Annotated in this window: 15 protein-coding genes; all 15 read left to right on the top strand. The window is 67.3% G+C overall.

Going from position 1 to position 15,429, the window contains the following annotated elements; all coding sequences use genetic code 11:
• The first annotated feature begins 2 nt into the window (after window positions 1-2).
• The 15 genes from fliJ (at window position 3) to ACTJI4_RS08375 (ending at window position 15,414) form a co-directional block, all read left to right on the top strand.
• Window positions 3-458 carry a flagellar export protein FliJ gene (gene fliJ / locus ACTJI4_RS08445; protein WP_392917271.1) on the top strand — a complete coding sequence of 152 codons (456 nt, stop codon included), beginning with the start codon at window positions 3-5 and terminating at the stop codon, window positions 456-458.
• On the top strand, window positions 458-1,597 hold the full coding sequence (locus ACTJI4_RS08440; RefSeq protein WP_440869047.1) for a flagellar hook-length control protein FliK: 1,140 nt from the start codon (window positions 458-460) through the stop codon (window positions 1,595-1,597). The genes fliJ and ACTJI4_RS08440 overlap by 1 nt, the downstream gene beginning before the upstream one ends.
• 245 nt (window positions 1,598-1,842) lie before the next feature.
• The gene (locus ACTJI4_RS08435; RefSeq protein ID WP_392917268.1) at window positions 1,843-2,376 is read left to right on the top strand and encodes a flagellar basal body-associated FliL family protein; all 534 of its coding nucleotides are present in this window, start codon (window positions 1,843-1,845) and stop codon (window positions 2,374-2,376) included.
• Between the two features lie 9 nt (window positions 2,377-2,385).
• On the top strand, window positions 2,386-3,393 hold the full coding sequence (gene fliM, locus ACTJI4_RS08430; RefSeq protein ID WP_392917265.1) for a flagellar motor switch protein FliM: 1,008 nt from the start codon (window positions 2,386-2,388) through the stop codon (window positions 3,391-3,393).
• Window positions 3,390-3,731 carry a flagellar motor switch protein FliN gene (fliN, locus tag ACTJI4_RS08425; protein WP_392917262.1) on the top strand — a complete coding sequence of 114 codons (342 nt, stop codon included), beginning with the start codon at window positions 3,390-3,392 and terminating at the stop codon, window positions 3,729-3,731. The genes fliM and fliN overlap by 4 nt, the downstream gene beginning before the upstream one ends.
• Window positions 3,728-4,129: a flagellar biosynthetic protein FliO gene (fliO, locus tag ACTJI4_RS08420; protein WP_440869030.1), complete on the top strand. Its 402-nt coding sequence runs from the start codon at window positions 3,728-3,730 to the stop codon at window positions 4,127-4,129. The genes fliN and fliO overlap by 4 nt, the downstream gene beginning before the upstream one ends.
• 2 nt (window positions 4,130-4,131) lie before the next feature.
• Window positions 4,132-4,914 carry a flagellar type III secretion system pore protein FliP gene (fliP, locus tag ACTJI4_RS08415; protein ID WP_392917256.1) on the top strand — a complete coding sequence of 261 codons (783 nt, stop codon included), beginning with the start codon at window positions 4,132-4,134 and terminating at the stop codon, window positions 4,912-4,914.
• Between the two features lie 7 nt (window positions 4,915-4,921).
• Window positions 4,922-5,191, top strand: a complete 270-nt coding sequence (locus ACTJI4_RS08410; RefSeq protein WP_017356083.1) for a flagellar biosynthetic protein FliQ — start codon at window positions 4,922-4,924, stop codon at window positions 5,189-5,191.
• Between the two features lie 7 nt (window positions 5,192-5,198).
• Window positions 5,199-5,990 carry a flagellar biosynthetic protein FliR gene (gene fliR, locus ACTJI4_RS08405; protein ID WP_392917252.1) on the top strand — a complete coding sequence of 264 codons (792 nt, stop codon included), beginning with the start codon at window positions 5,199-5,201 and terminating at the stop codon, window positions 5,988-5,990.
• A gap of 211 nt (window positions 5,991-6,201) precedes the next feature.
• Complete coding sequence (locus tag ACTJI4_RS08400; RefSeq protein ID WP_440869029.1) at window positions 6,202-8,343, top strand: putative bifunctional diguanylate cyclase/phosphodiesterase; 2,142 nt, start codon at window positions 6,202-6,204, stop codon at window positions 8,341-8,343.
• Between the two features lie 177 nt (window positions 8,344-8,520).
• Window positions 8,521-9,651 carry a flagellar biosynthesis protein FlhB gene (gene flhB / locus ACTJI4_RS08395; RefSeq protein WP_440869028.1) on the top strand — a complete coding sequence of 377 codons (1,131 nt, stop codon included), beginning with the start codon at window positions 8,521-8,523 and terminating at the stop codon, window positions 9,649-9,651.
• Window positions 9,648-11,753, top strand: a complete 2,106-nt coding sequence (flhA, locus tag ACTJI4_RS08390; RefSeq protein WP_440869027.1) for a flagellar biosynthesis protein FlhA — start codon at window positions 9,648-9,650, stop codon at window positions 11,751-11,753. Before flhB ends, flhA begins: the two co-directional genes overlap by 4 nt.
• A gap of 151 nt (window positions 11,754-11,904) precedes the next feature.
• On the top strand, window positions 11,905-13,797 hold the full coding sequence (locus ACTJI4_RS08385; protein WP_440869026.1) for an AAA family ATPase: 1,893 nt from the start codon (window positions 11,905-11,907) through the stop codon (window positions 13,795-13,797).
• Window positions 13,784-14,671, top strand: coding sequence for a MinD/ParA family ATP-binding protein (locus tag ACTJI4_RS08380; protein ID WP_068851643.1), 888 nt, complete (start codon window positions 13,784-13,786; stop codon window positions 14,669-14,671). The genes ACTJI4_RS08385 and ACTJI4_RS08380 overlap by 14 nt, the downstream gene beginning before the upstream one ends.
• Window positions 14,668-15,414 (top strand): RNA polymerase sigma factor FliA, encoded by a 747-nt coding sequence (locus ACTJI4_RS08375; RefSeq protein WP_440869025.1) that lies wholly within the window; start codon window positions 14,668-14,670, stop codon window positions 15,412-15,414. Before ACTJI4_RS08380 ends, ACTJI4_RS08375 begins: the two co-directional genes overlap by 4 nt.
• Window positions 15,415-15,429 lie beyond the last annotated feature (15 nt).

Here is a 15,429-nt window from a genome sequence, read left to right as displayed (position 1 = left end):
CCATGCAATCCAAGCGCATCGACCCCCTGCTCAAGCGGGCCCAGGACCACGAAGACGAAGTCGCCCGCGACCTCGCAGAACGCCAGCGCGTGCTCGACACCCACCTCTCGCGCCTGGAAGAACTACGCCGCTATGCCGAGGAATATGCCAACGCACAGATGGCCGCCACCAGCCCGGCCCAGCTGCTCAACCGCCGCGCCTTCCTCGACCGCCTCGACACCGCCGTCGCCCAGCAGCGCCAGACCGTCGACAGCAACCGCGAAAAGGTCGAAGCGGAGCGCGCCCGCCTGATCCTGGCCAGCCGCGACAAAGCCGTGCTCGAACAGCTCGCCGCCAGCTACCGCGCCCAGGAAAAAGTGCTGGTCGACCGCCGTGACCAACGCGAAATGGACGACCTCGGTGCCCGCCGCAGCCGCCTGGCCCGTGCCGAAGACACCGACAGCGGAGACGCCCCGTGATGCCCCCCAGTCTGCTCGGCAGCAGTGCCGGCGCCACCGCCGGCAGCAGCGCCACCTCCACCAGCTCCAGCGCGCGCAGCACGACCAGCGGCAACGACCGACGGGACTTTGACGCCCTGCTCAAGCCCGACAGCGGCAGCAAGGACATCCCGGCCAAAGCCGCCACCAACACGCCCAGCACCGCCGACGCCGGCGGCAAGGCCCCAGGCGACGCCAAGCGCAGCCCGGGCAACGACGAACCGACCGAAGAAGCGGCCCCGGCGGCCGCGCCGTCCACTGCAGCCACCGACACGCCGGCAAGCAGCGAGCCCAGCGACGACACCGACGCCGCGCCCTGGCCCCCGCTTGGCCTCGCCGGCCTGGCCCTGGCCGGGCTCGAACCGGCCACGGTGATGGCAGCCCCCGCGGCCAACGCCGATGCCGCCGCCATGGCCAAGGCAGATCCCGCCCTGCCCACCCTGCCGACCGCCACGACCACCCCGACAACGCCGGCGTTGCCGGGCGCGATCGCAGCCGCCGACAGCAAACCCGCTCCCATCGCCCTGCCGCTGGACGCCGAAGCCGCCGAAGACATCCCCCTGCCCAAAGCCCTCACCGACGCCATCGCCAACGCCGGCGGCGACACCGACGCCCCCACCACCCCGCTCCTGCACGCCCTTCACGCCGCCGCCGAACTCAAAGCCGCCGCCACCGCCAGCACCCCGTTCCAGGGCGATCCCACCGCCACCCCGCACATCGGCGGCGACGACTTTGACGATGCCATTAGCACCCGCATCGGCTGGCTCGCCGACCAGAAAATCGGCCACGCCACCATCAAGGTCACCCCGCACGACCTCGGCCAGATCGAAGTGCGCCTCCAGATGGACGGCGACAAGGTCCACGCCAGCTTCAGCAGCGCCCACGCCGACGTCCGCCACGCCCTCGAATCCAGCATCCCGCGCCTGCGCGAAATGTTGAACGAGCAGGGATTCCAGCTGGGCAACGCCGACGTTGGACACCAGCAGACCGCGCAGGATGGCAAAGCCGGCGGTGGCCAGGCCGGCCACGGAACCACCGACGGCGACCCGGCATTAGCCGAAACGACGATTTCGCCATCTCAGTTGATGCGCCAACGCGGATTGGTCGACGCATACGCGTAAAGCCGGCCCGACCAACGGTCGGGCCCTACCGAAAGACAGGCCAATACCGGGCGCCCGACCAGCGCACCGGTTTTGCATTTGGTTTTTCCCCCGTCAATGGGACACCGACCCGCCAAGCCCTCAGACAGCGCACAGCCGACGCCTTTGACGTTGACGTTGACGTTGACGCCAGACCGTCAAATTCCCGACAACGGAACACCGGCGCATTACGGCACACCCTTTGCATGTAGCCAGGAAGCAATCCTATGGAGCTTCCCCTCGTGGCCGCAGCCGCTGACAAAACCAAGAAATCCACCGACAAGGACAAGGCCGCCAAGCCGCGCAGCCCCCTCCTTGTCACCGCCCTGATCGCCGTCGTCGCCGCTGGCGCCGCCGGTGGCGGCGTGTGGTACTTCACCCAGTCCCACGACGAGAAGACCCCCGCCAAAGCCGCCACCGCCAAATCGGCCGTGCCCGCTCCCGCCCAGTACTTCGGCCTCGAACCCCCGTTCGTCGTCAACCTCAGCAGCAGCTTCGACGGCCCCCGCTACCTCCAGGTCGAAGTCCAGCTCATGACCCGCGACCCGGCCGCCCTGGAAGCCATCAAGCTCCACGCCCCCGCCATCCGCGCCAGACTGCTCATGCTGTTCTCCCAGGTCGAACCGGCCCAGATCGCCGACCGCGCCGGCAAAGAACGCCTGCAGGCCGATTCCCTGGCCGAAGTGCAGAAACTGCTCAAAGCCGAAACAGGCAGCAAGGGCGTCGACGAACTGATGTTCACCAGCTTCGTCACCCAGTAAGGGCATCCCATGAACGACCTGCTTTCCCAGGACGAAATCGATGCCCTGCTGCATGGCGTGGATTCCGGCGCCGTCGAAACCGAAGTCGACGCCATCGCCCCCGGCGAAGCGCGCAACTACGATTTCGCCAGCCAGGACCGCATCATCCGGGGCCGCATGCCGACCCTGGAAATGGTCAACGAGCGCTTTGCCCGCCTCTGGCGCATCGGGCTGTTCAACCTTATCCGCCGCTCCGCCGAACTATCCGTGCGCGGCATCGAGCTGATCAAGTTCAACGACTACATGCACTCCCTGTATGTCCCGACCAACCTCAACCTGATCCGCTTCAAACCCCTGCGCGGCACCGGCCTGATCGTCTTCGAGCCGACCCTGGTCTTCGCCATCGTCGACAACTTCTTCGGCGGCGACGGACGCTACCCCACCCGCATCGAAGGCCGCGAATTCACCGCCACCGAAATGCGGGTCATCCATCTCCTGCTCAAGCAGACCTTCGCCGACCTGCGCGAAGCCTGGGCCCCGGTGATGGATGTCGAGCTGGAATACATCAATTCCGAGATCAACCCCCACTTCGCCAACATCGTCACCCCACGCGAATACGTCGTGGTCTGCCGCCTGCATGTCGAACTTGACGGCGGTGGCGGCGACATCCACGTCACCCTGCCGTACTCGATGCTCGAACCGATCCGAGAGCTGCTCGACGCCGGCATCCAGAGCGACCGCAACGACCGCGACGAAAGCTGGGGCACCATGCTGCGCGAACAGCTCAATGTCGCCGAAGTCACCCTGTCCAGCGTGCTCGCCACCAAGCGCATGAGCCTGCGCGACCTGACCCGGCTGAAGATCGGCGACATCCTGCCGATCGACCTGCCCCCGCAGGTGCCGCTGTGCGTGGAGAACATCCCCGTGTTCACCGGCCAGTTCGGCGTGGCCAACGGCATGAACGCCGTGAAGATCACCGCTACCCACCCCCCGGGCACCCGCCCGCGTGCTCCCGTTATCCAGGAAGACCCGCAATGAACGACGACATCGAAACCAACGAACCGGCACCGGCGCAGTTCACCACCCTGCACTCCGACGATACCAGCGGCGGCCCGGATCTGAACCTCGACGTGATCCTCGACGTACCGGTCACGCTGTCGCTGGAAGTCGGCCGCGCCCGCCTGCCCATCCGCAACCTGCTGCAGCTCAACCAGGGCTCGGTGGTCGAACTGGAACGTGGCGCCGGCGAATCGCTCGACGTGTTCGTCAACGGCACCCTCATCGCCCACGGCGAAGTGGTGGTCATCAACGACCGCTTCGGCGTGCGCCTGACCGACGTGGTCAGCCCCAGCGAACGGATCCGGAGACTGCGTTGACCGCCCTGGCACTCATTGCCGCCGGCGCACCGTCCGCCAAGGTGGGCCAGCACGCCGCGGCAGCACCCAGCATGTTCGGTGCCGTGCTTGCACTGCTGGCCGTGCTTGCCCTGATCGTCGGCCTGGGCTGGGTGCTCAAGCGCATGCCGGGCAGCGGCTTCAAGCCTGCCGACGGCCTGCGCGTGGTGGCCAGCCTCAACGTGGGTGCCAAGGAGCGCGTCGTCGTCGTGGATGTCAACGGCGAACAGCTGCTGCTCGGCGTCACTGCGGGCGGCATCAACACCCTGCACCGCCTGCCCGAGCCGCTGCCGACCCCGGAACCGGCACGCCTGCCGGATTTCAAGAACCTGCCGAATTTCGCCCAGCTGCTGCAACAGCGGCTGCGCAAGGAAACATGATCATGCGTGGCCCCCGAGCACCCTGGACCCGTTACCTGCCGTTGCTGCTGACCCTGCTGCTGTGCGCGCTGCCCGCGCTGGCCATGGCCGCGCCCGGCCTGCCCGGCAGCCCCGCGCTGCCGGACGTGAATGTCGGCAGGATCGGCAGCCAGCCGGTCAGCCTGCCGCTGCAGACCCTGCTGCTGATGACCGCGATCACCCTGATACCGTCGATGCTGCTGGTGCTCACCGCCTTCACCCGCATCATCATCGTGCTCGGCCTGCTGCGCCAGGCGCTGGGTACCGGTCAGACCCCGTCCAACCAGGTCCTGCTCGGCCTGGCCCTGTTCCTGACCGCCATGGTGATGCTGCCGGTGTGGCAGAAAGCCTGGGGCAGCGGCATGGCGCCCTACCTCAATGGCGAGATCGATTTCCAGACCGCCTGGACCCTGACCACCCAGCCGCTGCGCGCCTTCATGCTGGCCCAGATCCGCGAAACCGACCTGATGACCTTCGCCGGCATGGCCGGGCATGGCACCTACGCCAGCCCCGATGCCATTCCGTTCCCGGTGCTGGTCGCGTCCTTCGTCACCAGCGAACTGAAAACCGCCTTTGAAATCGGCTTCCTGATCTTCATCCCGTTCGTGATCATCGACCTGGTCGTGGCCAGCGTACTGATGTCGATGGGCATGATGATGCTCTCGCCGATGCTGGTCTCCGCCCCGTTCAAAATCCTGCTGTTCGTGCTGGTCGACGGCTGGGTGCTGGTGGTCGGCACCCTCGCCGCCAGCTTCAACGCCGTCTGAGGCCGCCATGACGCCCGAACTTGCCCTGACCGAACTGCGCGGCGGCCTGATCACCGTGCTGTGGGTGGCTGGACCGCTGCTGTTGACCGTGCTGATCGTCGGCGTGGTGGTCGGCGTGGTGCAGGCTGCCACCCAGCTCAATGAACCCACCATCGCCTTCGTGGCCAAGGCGGCCGCACTGACCGCCGTGCTGTTCGCGCTCGGCAGCCTGCTGATCGGTCACCTGGTCGAGTACACCACGCTGCTGTTCCAGCGCATACCGCACCTGATCGGATAGCCGCGCGATGGATTCGGCAACCCAGATGGCCGCCGACGGGCTCAACGCCTTCGGCATGATCGGCACCGTGCTGTGGACCATGCTGCGCATCGGCGCCATGATCATGGCCATGCCGCTGGTCGGCAGCCGCGCGGTGCCCAACCGGGTGCGCGTCATGCTCTCCGGCGCACTGGCCATCGCGCTGTCGCCGATGCTGCCGCCGGTACCTGCCTGGACCGGTTTCGATGCCGCCACCGTGCTCAGCATCGCGCGCGAACTGGCCATCGGCGTGTCCATCGGCTTCCTGCTGCGGCTGGTGTTCGAAGCCGGCGCCATGGCCGGTGAACTGGTCTCGCAGGGCACCGGCCTGGCCTTCGCGCAGATGAGCGATCCCATGCGCGGCGGCACCTCGGGTGTGATCGGGCAGTGGTTCTACCTGTTGTTCGGCCTGCTGTTCTTTGCCGCCAATGGTCATCTGGCGTTGATCTCGCTGCTCATGGACAGCTACAAAGCCGTGCCGATCGGGGCCTCGCTGCCCAACATCGATGCGTTCCTGGGTGCGGCGCCCGACTTCCTGCTGCAGGTGCTGCGTGGGGCGTTGAGCCTGTCCCTGCCGATCACCGTGGCCATGTTGGCGGTGAACCTGGCCTTCGGCGTGCTGGCACGTGCCGCACCCGCGCTCAATCCGATCCAGCTGGGCCTGCCGGTCGCCCTGCTGTTGGGGTTGTTCCTGCTCACGGTGCTCGCAGGTGAAATGGGCCCGCCCGTGCAGCGCCTTTTCGACGCTGCGTTCCAGGCCGCAGACGCTGTGACCCGTTGAGGAGCGTCCGCACCTCGCATCCCCCGGCGTATGCAGAACGGATGACGGCCGCGTGATGACGTCATGAAAATTGGCCGGATTTGCCCTTGCATTTGCCCCCGCCTGTGTCGTTACCATGCGCATACGGCAGGGGGAACGTGCCAGAGCAGTCCACGCAGAAGCGCGGGCCAGTCTTTCTAGATTGCAGCTGTGTACGCCAAGGAGAGTCATGATGCTCGTCGGCAGCTACACCCCATGGTTGGTCGTGGTTTCCCTGCTGGTCGCCATCATGGCGTCCTTCACCGCGCTGGACATGGCCAATCGCGTCACCACCGCGCCCTCGTCTCGGATCAGTATGTTGTGGTTGCTGGGCGGCGGCTGTGCCATGGGCCTGGGCATCTGGTCCATGCACTTCATCGGCATGCTGGCCTTCAAACTGCCCATTCCGCTGGGGTACGACCTTGAACTGACCAGCGTCTCGCTGTTGGCTGCGGTGGCCTCTTCGATGTTCGCGCTATGGCTGGTTTCCCGGGCCACGCTGCCGCACTCCCGGCTGGCCCTGGGCGCACTGCTGATGGGCAGCGGCATCGCGAGCATGCACTACCTCGGCATGGCGGCCATGCTCATGCGCCCCGGCATCGAATACAACCCTGGCTGGTTCACGCTGTCGATCATCATCGCGGTGGCTGCCTCATGGGTCGCGCTGTTCGTCGCGTTCCGCCTGCGTCACAACGACATCCGGCTCCAGCATCGCCTTGCACCGGCGGTGGTGCTGGGCGCGGCCATTGTCGGCATGCACTACACCGGCATGGCCGCTGCGCGGTTCCCGGCCGACAGCGTCTGTGGTGCAGCCGCCGGCACCGGCCTGCAGACCCAGTGGCTGGCAGCACTGGTGATGGTGCTCACCACCGCCATCCTGGCCGTGGTGCTGCTGGTGTCCTGGCTGGACCAGCGCCAGCAGGCGCAGCTGCTGCGGTTGCGCAATCAGCACCTGCGCAGTTCGCTGGACGATGCGCACGCCGAGCTCAGCCAGGCCGCACTGCATGATCCGCTGACCCACCTGCCCAACCGCCTGCTGCTGCAGCAGCGCATCGAACAGGCCCTGGTGGACGCCGAACAGCGCGGCGGACGCTTTGCGGTGATGTTCATGGACCTGGACGGTTTCAAGCAGGTCAACGATGCCTATGGCCACCAGACCGGCGACGCGCTGCTGGTGGCGGTCGCCACGCGGACCCGCCAGTTGCTGCGCGCCGCCGACGTGATGGCCCGACTGGGTGGCGACGAATTCGTGCTGGTGGTGGGTATCGACAATGACGAGGACGTGTCCGCCCTGGCCGGTCGCATCATCCAGGCCGTGGGCACCGGCAACCTGGTGCCCGGACACGAACTGCAGGTCACCGCCAGCGTCGGGATCGCCATCTGTCCCGACCACGCCACCACCGAACGCCAGTTGATGGGATATGCCGACGCTGCGATGTACCAGGCCAAGGAAGCCGGACGCAATGCGTTCGTAGTGTTCTCCGCATGGATGAGCGACAGCGCCGAGCAGCAGTTCCGGCTGCTGGCCGACCTGCGCCGCGCGATCCAGGGCAACCAGCTGTTCCTGCACTACCAGCCCAAGGTGCGGGTCAGCACCCACCAGGTGTGCGGTGCGGAGGCCCTGATCCGCTGGCACCACCCCGAGCATGGCTTGATTCCCCCGGATCGCTTCATCCGCCTGGCCGAACGCAGCGGCGTCATCCACGATATCGGACGGTGGGTGCTCAACGAAGCCTGCCGCCAGCTGCGGCGCTGGCATGACGCCGGCCATGACGGCTGGTCGGTCTCGGTAAACCTCTCCCCGATCCAGTTCGGCTCTCCGAACTTGCTCGGCGAAATCAGCGATGCGCTCAAACTGCACCGGGTGGAGCCGCGCCGATTGATCCTGGAGATCACCGAAAGCGCGGTGATGCGCGATACCGAGACCAGCCTGCGCCTGCTGCAGGCATTGGCGCGGCTGGGCGTGGGCATTTCCATCGACGACTTCGGCACCGGCTATTCCAGCCTGCTGTACCTCAAGCGCCTGCCGGCCACCGAGATCAAGATCGACCATGCCTTCGTGCGCGACCTGGAAAACAGCTCCGAAGACGTGGTGATCGTCTCGGCCATCGTCGCGCTGGGGCACGCACTGGACATGGACATCGTGGCGGAAGGGGTGGAAACCGCCGGCCAGCGCGCCTACCTGGAGCGTCTGGGCTGCGATTTCCTGCAGGGTTACCTGCTCGGTCGCCCGGTTGACGCCGACCGCTTCGCGCAGCTGCACGACCTGCCACGCCCAAGAATCGTGGTATCCCAGGACCACAAAGCCTCGCAGGGCGGGCATTTCCTGGATTAGCCGGACACGCGCAACACCACGGCTCCTGCCACGATCAATCCGGCATCGACTGCACGTACATCCCCGACGTTCGGTCAGGGCATGACCATCAACGAAGCAGGCTGTTGCCGTCCAACGGCCCGGTAACGGAACGGTTCTTGCAGCACCCCCGGTACCCCCCGTGGTGCCCTGCTCCCGATGTCCGACGAAGAACAAGCCGGCGAAAAAACCGAACAACCTACCGAAAAACGCCTGCGCGATGCCCGTGAACAGGGCAACATCCCGCGTTCTCGCGAGCTGGCCACCGCCGCCGTGTTTGGTGCCTCGGTGCTGGCGCTGATGGCGTTTTCGGCGGGCATGGCCCGCAGCGCCAAGGACTGGATGAAGCTGGCGCTGACCCCGGAGGCGGGCCTGCGGCTCGAGCCGCTGGGGTTGTTCAACCACTTTGGACACCTGTTCCTGCAGCTGATGCTGGCCCTGTGGCCACTGCTGCTGATCTGCCTGCTGGCCAGCTTCCTGGCCCCGGTGGCCATGGGCGGGCTGCGCTGGTCGAACAAGTCGCTGATGCCGCAGTTCAACCGGCTCAGCCCCATGGCCGGCATGAAGCGGCTGTACGGCGCCGAGGCCATCGGCGAATTCACCAAGTCCCTGTTGCGCATCGTATTCGTCGGCACTGCCGCCGGGCTGGTGGTGTGGCATGGCATCCGCGGGCTGCGTGACCTGGTCCACCAGCCGCTGGAAGCGGCCATGGTGAACGGCCTGGGCTTCACCCTGAAGCTGATGCTGGCCACGGGCGGGGCCATGATGCTGCTGGCCGCCATCGATGCCCCTTACCAGCGCTGGAACTGGATGCGCAAGCTGAAGATGACCCGGGAGGAACTGCGCAGGGAAATGAAGGAAAGCGAGGGCAGCCCGGAAGTGAAGGGCCGCATCCGCCAGCTGCAGCAGCAGATGTCCAACCGCCGGATGATGGAAGCGGTGCCCACCGCCGACGTTGTGGTCGTCAATCCCACCCACTACGCGGTAGCCCTCAAGTACGACGGCGGCAGGATGGGCGCCCCCACCGTGGTGGCCCTGGGCGTGGACGAAACCGCCCTGCGCATCCGCCAGGTGGCCGACGGCAACAAGGTTGCGATCGTCTCGGCCCCGCCTTTGGCACGCGCCTTGTATCGGGAAGGTCAACTTGGAAAGGAAATTCCCGTGAGACTGTATTCGGCCGTCGCCCAGGTGCTGTCCTACGTCTACCAGCTGCGTACCTGGCAGGGGGGGGCAATGCCGGCCGCACCCAGCATCGACGTGGATGAGTTCGGCAAGGGAGGCCGCCCATGAGCGCCCAGCCCGCCGGCATGAACACCCGCCGCGCCCTGGACATGATCCGCCAGGGCCTGGGCGCCCCGCTGATCGTGCTGGCCCTGCTGGCCATGGTGGTGGTGCCACTGGCCGCCCCGGTGCTGGACGCGCTGTTCACCTTCAACATCGCCATCTCGCTGATGGTGCTGCTGGCGGTGGTGTACGTGAAGCGTCCGCTGGATTTCACCATCTTCCCGATCGTGCTGCTGATCACCACCATGCTGCGGCTGGCGCTCAACGTGGCCTCCACCCGCGTGATCCTGCTCAACGGCCAGAACGGCCATGAAGCGGCCGGCAAGGTGATCGCCGCCTTCGGTGAATTCGTGATCGGCGGCAACTACGCCGTGGGCATCGTGGTGTTCGCGATCCTCACCATCATCAACTTCGTGGTGATCACCAAGGGTGCCGGCCGCGTTTCCGAAGTGACCGCGCGCTTCATCCTGGACGCCATGCCAGGCAAGCAGATGGCGATCGACGCCGACCTCAACGCCGGTTTGCTGACGCGTGAGGAAGCCAAGCTGCGGCGTGAAGAAGTCCGAGAGGAAGCCGACTTCTACGGCGCAATGGACGGTGCCAGCAAGTTCATCCGTGGCGATGCCATCGCCGGCATCCTCATCCTGTTCATCAACATGATCGGCGGCCTGGCAGTTGGCGTGCTCCAGCACGGCATGCCGTTCGGCGAAGCAGCAGCCACCTACACCCTGCTGTCGATCGGTGACGGTCTGGTGGCGCAGCTGCCGGCGCTGCTGGTGTCCTCGGCCGTGGCGATGCTGGTCACCCGCGCCTCGCGCTCGCAGGACATGGCCCAGGCCATGATGGGCCAGGTGTTTGGCCAGCACCGTGCCCTGACCATCGCCGCGGCGATCCTGGGCCTGGTCGGCCTGGTCCCGGGCATGCCGAACGTCGCCTTCTTGACGCTGGCCGCGATCCTTGGCTTCATCGCCTGGACGCTGTGGAAGAAAAGCGTGGCCGCCGAACGCGCCGCCGCGGCCCCCGCCGCCGGCTCGACCAACGCGCTGGGGCTGCCCGGTGCCAGCAGCCCCTCGCCGACCGCCGAACTGACCTGGGACGAACTGCGCCCGGTCGATCCGCTGGGCCTGGAAGTGGGCTACCGGCTCATTCCGCTGGTGGACAAGAACCAGGGCGGCGAACTGATGGCGCGCATCAAGGGCGTGCGCCGCAAGCTCACCCACGACATCGGCTTCCTGATTCCGTCGGTGCACATCCGGGACAACCTGGAACTGGGCGCCAGCGCCTACCGGCTGCTGATCCACGGCGTGCCGGTGGCCACCGCCGAGATCCACCCCGACCGCGAACTGGCGCTGGACCCTGGCAGCGCGCTTGGCGCGCTGGAAGGCATTGCCGGCAAGGACCCGGCGTTCGGACTGGATGCCACCTGGATCCAGCCGCACCAGCGGGCCCACGCCGAATCGATGGGCTACACCGTGGTTGACCCGGCCACCGTGGTGGCCACCCACCTGTCGCACCTCATCCGCGAACATGCGCCGGAGCTGCTTGGCCACGAAGAGGTGCAGCAGTTGCTGGCCAACCTGGCCAAGAGCGCGCCCAAGCTGGTCGAAGACCTCACCCCCAAGGCGCTGCCGCTGTCGGTGGTGGTGCGCGTGCTGCAGAACCTGCTGATTGAACGCATCCCGGTGCGCCAGCTGCGCAAGATTGCCGAATCACTGGTCGAGAACGCGCCGATGAGCCAGGACCCTGGCGTACTGACGGCTGCCGTGCGCAATGCGCTGGGGCGTTTCATCGTCCAGGAGATCGCCGGCATGTCCGCCGAGCTGCCGGTGTTCACCCTCAACCCGCAACTGGAACGGGTCTTGCAGGAGTCCACACAGGGCAACGGCGCAGCGCTGGAACCCGGACTCGCCGAGCGACTGCACCAGAGCCTGGCCGAATGCGTCGGCAAGCAGGAAGCGAAGAACGAGCCCGCGGTGGTGCTGGTGCCCGGCCCGGTACGTGCCGCGCTGGCACGGCTGGTACGCCACAGCGTTCCCTCGCTGTCCGTGCTGGCCTACAGCGAGGTACCCGAGGACAAGCGGTTGAAGCTGGTCGGCACGATCAGCTGAGCCGGAACTCCGACAGCAACGCGTCAGAAAACAGACACCCCAATTTCGCATTCACCGCAGCAGGACAAGAAGGGAAACCCGGACCGTGCAGACCACCGACAACCAGCGCTCCCCTTCCACCCCCCAGCCGCCCCAGTCCCGGTACCACAGCATGAAAATCAAACGCTTCGTCGCTCCCGATATGCGCTCGGCCATGAACCTGGTGCGCAAGGAACACGGTCCGGATGCCGTGATCCTGTCCAATCGCCGGATCGAAGAAGGCGTGGAAATCGTGGCCGCGGCGAACTACGACGAAGGCGCGGTGCAGCGTGCGTTGGAAGCCGCCCGCAAGGACGTGGCCCCGCCGCCGCCGGCCCCGCGCCCGCGCAATGCTGCCGATGCGGTGATTGCCGCGGTGACCCGCCGCAGGGCACCGGCCACCGCGCCGGAGCCGGTGGCCGCCACCACCTCGGCCGTGGCGGCCCTGGCCCGCGCCGCCGTCGGCGCCACGGGACGCACCCTGGACAGCGCCCACGAAATCGTCCCACCGCCGGGCAGCAGCGGCTTCGCCGCGACGCTGGCCCGCGCCAGCGTGCAGCCGCCCCCCCAGCTGCCGGAACAGATCTTCGCCCCGTTCAGTGTCGAACAGGCGGCGGCCGCCGAGCGCGCCGTGGCTGCGCAGGTCGCCGACCCCGTACCGGCAGGTGTGGAAACACCGGTCCGCGCCGCCGCGCCGGCCGCGGCCAACCGCGCCCGCTTCATCATCGACCCGCCACTGGACGAAGCACCGCTGTTTGAGATGCACGCCGCACCCGGCCGCACCCGCCTGCCGCCGCAGCTGCCGCAGATGCCGGCGCAGCAGATGCAGCGCGCTCCGCTTGAAACCCCGGCCGCCCCCCTGTGGGAAACCGTGCCGGTGGTTCCGGCTGCCGCCAGCCCGGCCATCCAGATCGACGATTCGGCGGTGTTTGCTGCCCCCGCTCCGGTGATTCCGGTGGTTCCGATGGTTGTGGACGACATCGCCGCGCCGGTCGCCGCGATGACCGTTGCTGCACCGGTCGAGCCGTCGCTGCAGGCCGCCAACGAACCGACGGTGACCGCCGAGGTCATCACCGCCCCGGTGGCTGCCGTTGCCGCACCGGTAACCCTGGTCCGCGACGATGAGGAACTGCGCCAGCTGCGCCATGAAGTGGCCGGCATGCGCACGGTCATCGAGCGCGAAATGAACCGCTTCACCGACGAGCGCCTGCGTGGCTCGGCGGTGCGTGCCGCGGCCCTCGACCTGATGGACGAGTACGGCTTCGACGCGGGCATCTGCCGCGACGTGGCCCTGCAGATCCCGCTCGACACCGAAGCCCACCGGGGCCGCGGCCTGATGCTGGGCCTGCTCTCGAAGAAACTGCCGATCGCGCCGGTCGACCCGCTTGAAGCCGGCGGCGTGATCGCCCTGGTGGGCCCCACCGGCGCCGGCAAGACCACCACCATTGCCAAGCTTGCCTCGCGCTTTGCCGAGGCCCATGCCGCCCGTGACGTGGCCCTGGTCACCACCGACACCGCCCGCATCGGCGCCCGCGAACAGCTGTACGGCTTCGGACGCCAGCTCGGCATCGCCGTGCATGAAGCCAGCAGCGGCAGTGACCTGGCCCAGCTGCTGGAGCGCCTGAAGGACTACAAGCTGGTCTTGATCGACACCGCCGGCCTGGGCCCGCGTGACCGCGCGCTGGCCGCACAGCTGCAGTGGCTGCGCGCGGCCCCGCAGATCCGCACGCTGCTGGTGTTGCCGGCCAACACCAGCTTCGGCGACATGGACGAAGTCGTGCGCCGCTTCAGCGCCGCCAACCCGCAGGGCGTGGTGCTGAGCAAGCTGGACGAGACCGGCCGCTTTGGTACCGCCCTGTCGGTGGCGGTTGACCACCGCCTGCCGATCACCTGGGTCACCGATGGCCAGGACGTTCCCGAAGACCTGCACCGGGCCAGTGCAGCCAATCTTGTACTTCGCCTTGAAGATTTGCGCCGCGCGGCCGATATGCCCTGCAACCCGGAGTTGAACCATGCCGTCGCGTGAGTATGAAAACCTGACCAGGACCTTCCCGTTGTCGGCCACCCGCAGCCAGCCGCTGGGACCGGTGCGCACCATCGCCGTCACCGGCGGCAAGGGCGGCGTGGGCAAGACCAACGTGTCGGCGAACCTGGCCGTGGCGCTGGCCGACATGGGCAAGCGCACGCTGCTGCTGGATGCCGACCTGGGCCTGGCCAACATCGATGTGATCCTGGGCCTGCAGCCCAAGCTGACCCTGGCCGACCTCGTCGCCGGGCGCTGCACGCTGGATGAAGTGATCCTGGAAGGCCCCGGCGGCGTGCTGGTGGTGCCGGCCGCGTCCGGTCGCCGCCACATGGCCGAACTGCAGCCGGCCGAACACGTGGGCCTGGTCAACGTGTTCTCCGAACTGGAACGTGACCTTGACTTCATGGTGGTCGACACCGCCGCCGGCATCACCGACGGCGTGCTGACCTTCTGCCAGGCCGCGCAGGACACCGTGGTGGTGGTCTGCGACGAACCGGCCTCGATCACCGACGCCTACGCCCTGATCAAGGTGCTCTCGCGCGAACGCGGCGTGGACCGCATCCAGGTGGTGGCCAACATGGTCCGCGACCCCAACGAAGGCCGCGTGCTGTATGAAAAGCTCAGCCGGGTCTGCGACAAGTTCCTGGCCGATGTCTCGCTGAACTACCTGGGCTGCGTGCCGCAGGACGACTGGCTGCGCCTGTCGGTGCAACGCCAGCAGCCGGTGGTGAAGGCCTACCCTTCCAGCCCGTCGGCCCAGGCGATCGCCGAGATCGCCCGCCGCACTGCGCGCTGGCAGGCTCCGACCGAGCCGCGCGGCGGCGTTGAATTCTTCCTGGAACGCATCCTCAAGCAACGCGGGGTGACCGCATGAAAGGCGCCGCACAATACAAAGAGGTGCAGCGCGCCGCCGCCAACGAGTGCATTGCCCAGCACTCGGACCTGGTCCGGCGCATCGCCCACCACCTGGCCGCACGCCTGCCGGCCAGCGTCGAGGTCGACGACCTGATCCAGGCCGGCATGATGGGCCTGATCGAGGCCTCGCGCAGCTACGACGCCGACCAGGGCGCTTCATTCGAAACTTATGCCTCGATCCGCATCCGCGGCTCGATGATCGACGAGATCCGCCGCGGCGACTGGGTGCCACGTTCCGTGCACCGCCGTGCCCGCGACGCCGCTTCCACCATCCGCCGCCTGGAACAGAGCACCGGCCGCGCCGCCAGCGCCACCGAAGTGGCTGCCGCGATGGACATGCCACTGGCCGATTATCTGCGCCTGATGGAAGACGCCGCGCGTGGGCAGGTATTGAGCCTGGAATCGCGGATCGAAGACCAGGGCGAACTGGATACCGTCGCCCAGGGCGGTCCGACCCCGCAGCAGGTACTGGAGCGTGGCGAATTCGGCCGCGAACTGGGCCATGCGATCGGGCTGCTGCCCGAACGCGAACAACTGGTTCTGTCGCTGTACTACGAGCAGGAGCTGAACCTGAAAGAGATCGGCGCGGTGCTCGGCGTCAGCGAGTCGCGCGTCTGCCAGATCCATGGCCAGGCAGTGCTGCGCCTGCGTGGCCGACTGAAGATCTTCGAGGCGGCCGACGCCGGCCTCGAGAACACTTGATACCGAGGAAAGTGC

The sequence above is a fragment of the Stenotrophomonas sp. 22385 genome (assembly GCF_052045085.1).
Classification (GTDB): Bacteria; Pseudomonadota; Gammaproteobacteria; order Xanthomonadales; family Xanthomonadaceae; genus Stenotrophomonas.
This window is presented reverse-complemented; position numbering and strand designations above follow the sequence as displayed.

Bases quoted from the DNA above. Each gene is read 5' to 3' on its own strand.
- ACTJI4_RS08375 (WP_440869025.1), top strand. From the start codon at position 14,668: ATGAAAGGCGCCGCACAATACAAAGAGGTGCAGCGCGCCGCCGCCAAC.
- ACTJI4_RS08440 (WP_440869047.1), top strand. From the start codon at position 458: ATGCCCCCCAGTCTGCTCGGCAGCAGTGCCGGCGCCACCGCCGGCAGC.
- ACTJI4_RS08380 (WP_068851643.1), top strand. From the start codon at position 13,784: ATGCCGTCGCGTGAGTATGAAAACCTGACCAGGACCTTCCCGTTGTCG.
- ACTJI4_RS08385 (WP_440869026.1), top strand. From the start codon at position 11,905: ATGAAAATCAAACGCTTCGTCGCTCCCGATATGCGCTCGGCCATGAAC.
- fliJ (WP_392917271.1), top strand. From the start codon at position 3: ATGCAATCCAAGCGCATCGACCCCCTGCTCAAGCGGGCCCAGGACCAC.
- fliR (WP_392917252.1), top strand. From the start codon at position 5,199: ATGGATTCGGCAACCCAGATGGCCGCCGACGGGCTCAACGCCTTCGGC.
- fliN (WP_392917262.1), top strand. From the start codon at position 3,390: ATGAACGACGACATCGAAACCAACGAACCGGCACCGGCGCAGTTCACC.
- ACTJI4_RS08435 (WP_392917268.1), top strand. From the start codon at position 1,843: ATGGAGCTTCCCCTCGTGGCCGCAGCCGCTGACAAAACCAAGAAATCC.
- fliP (WP_392917256.1), top strand. From the start codon at position 4,132: ATGCGTGGCCCCCGAGCACCCTGGACCCGTTACCTGCCGTTGCTGCTG.
- flhB (WP_440869028.1), top strand. From the start codon at position 8,521: ATGTCCGACGAAGAACAAGCCGGCGAAAAAACCGAACAACCTACCGAA.
- flhA (WP_440869027.1), top strand. From the start codon at position 9,648: ATGAGCGCCCAGCCCGCCGGCATGAACACCCGCCGCGCCCTGGACATG.
- ACTJI4_RS08400 (WP_440869029.1), top strand. From the start codon at position 6,202: ATGCTCGTCGGCAGCTACACCCCATGGTTGGTCGTGGTTTCCCTGCTG.
- fliM (WP_392917265.1), top strand. From the start codon at position 2,386: ATGAACGACCTGCTTTCCCAGGACGAAATCGATGCCCTGCTGCATGGC.
- ACTJI4_RS08410 (WP_017356083.1), top strand. From the start codon at position 4,922: ATGACGCCCGAACTTGCCCTGACCGAACTGCGCGGCGGCCTGATCACC.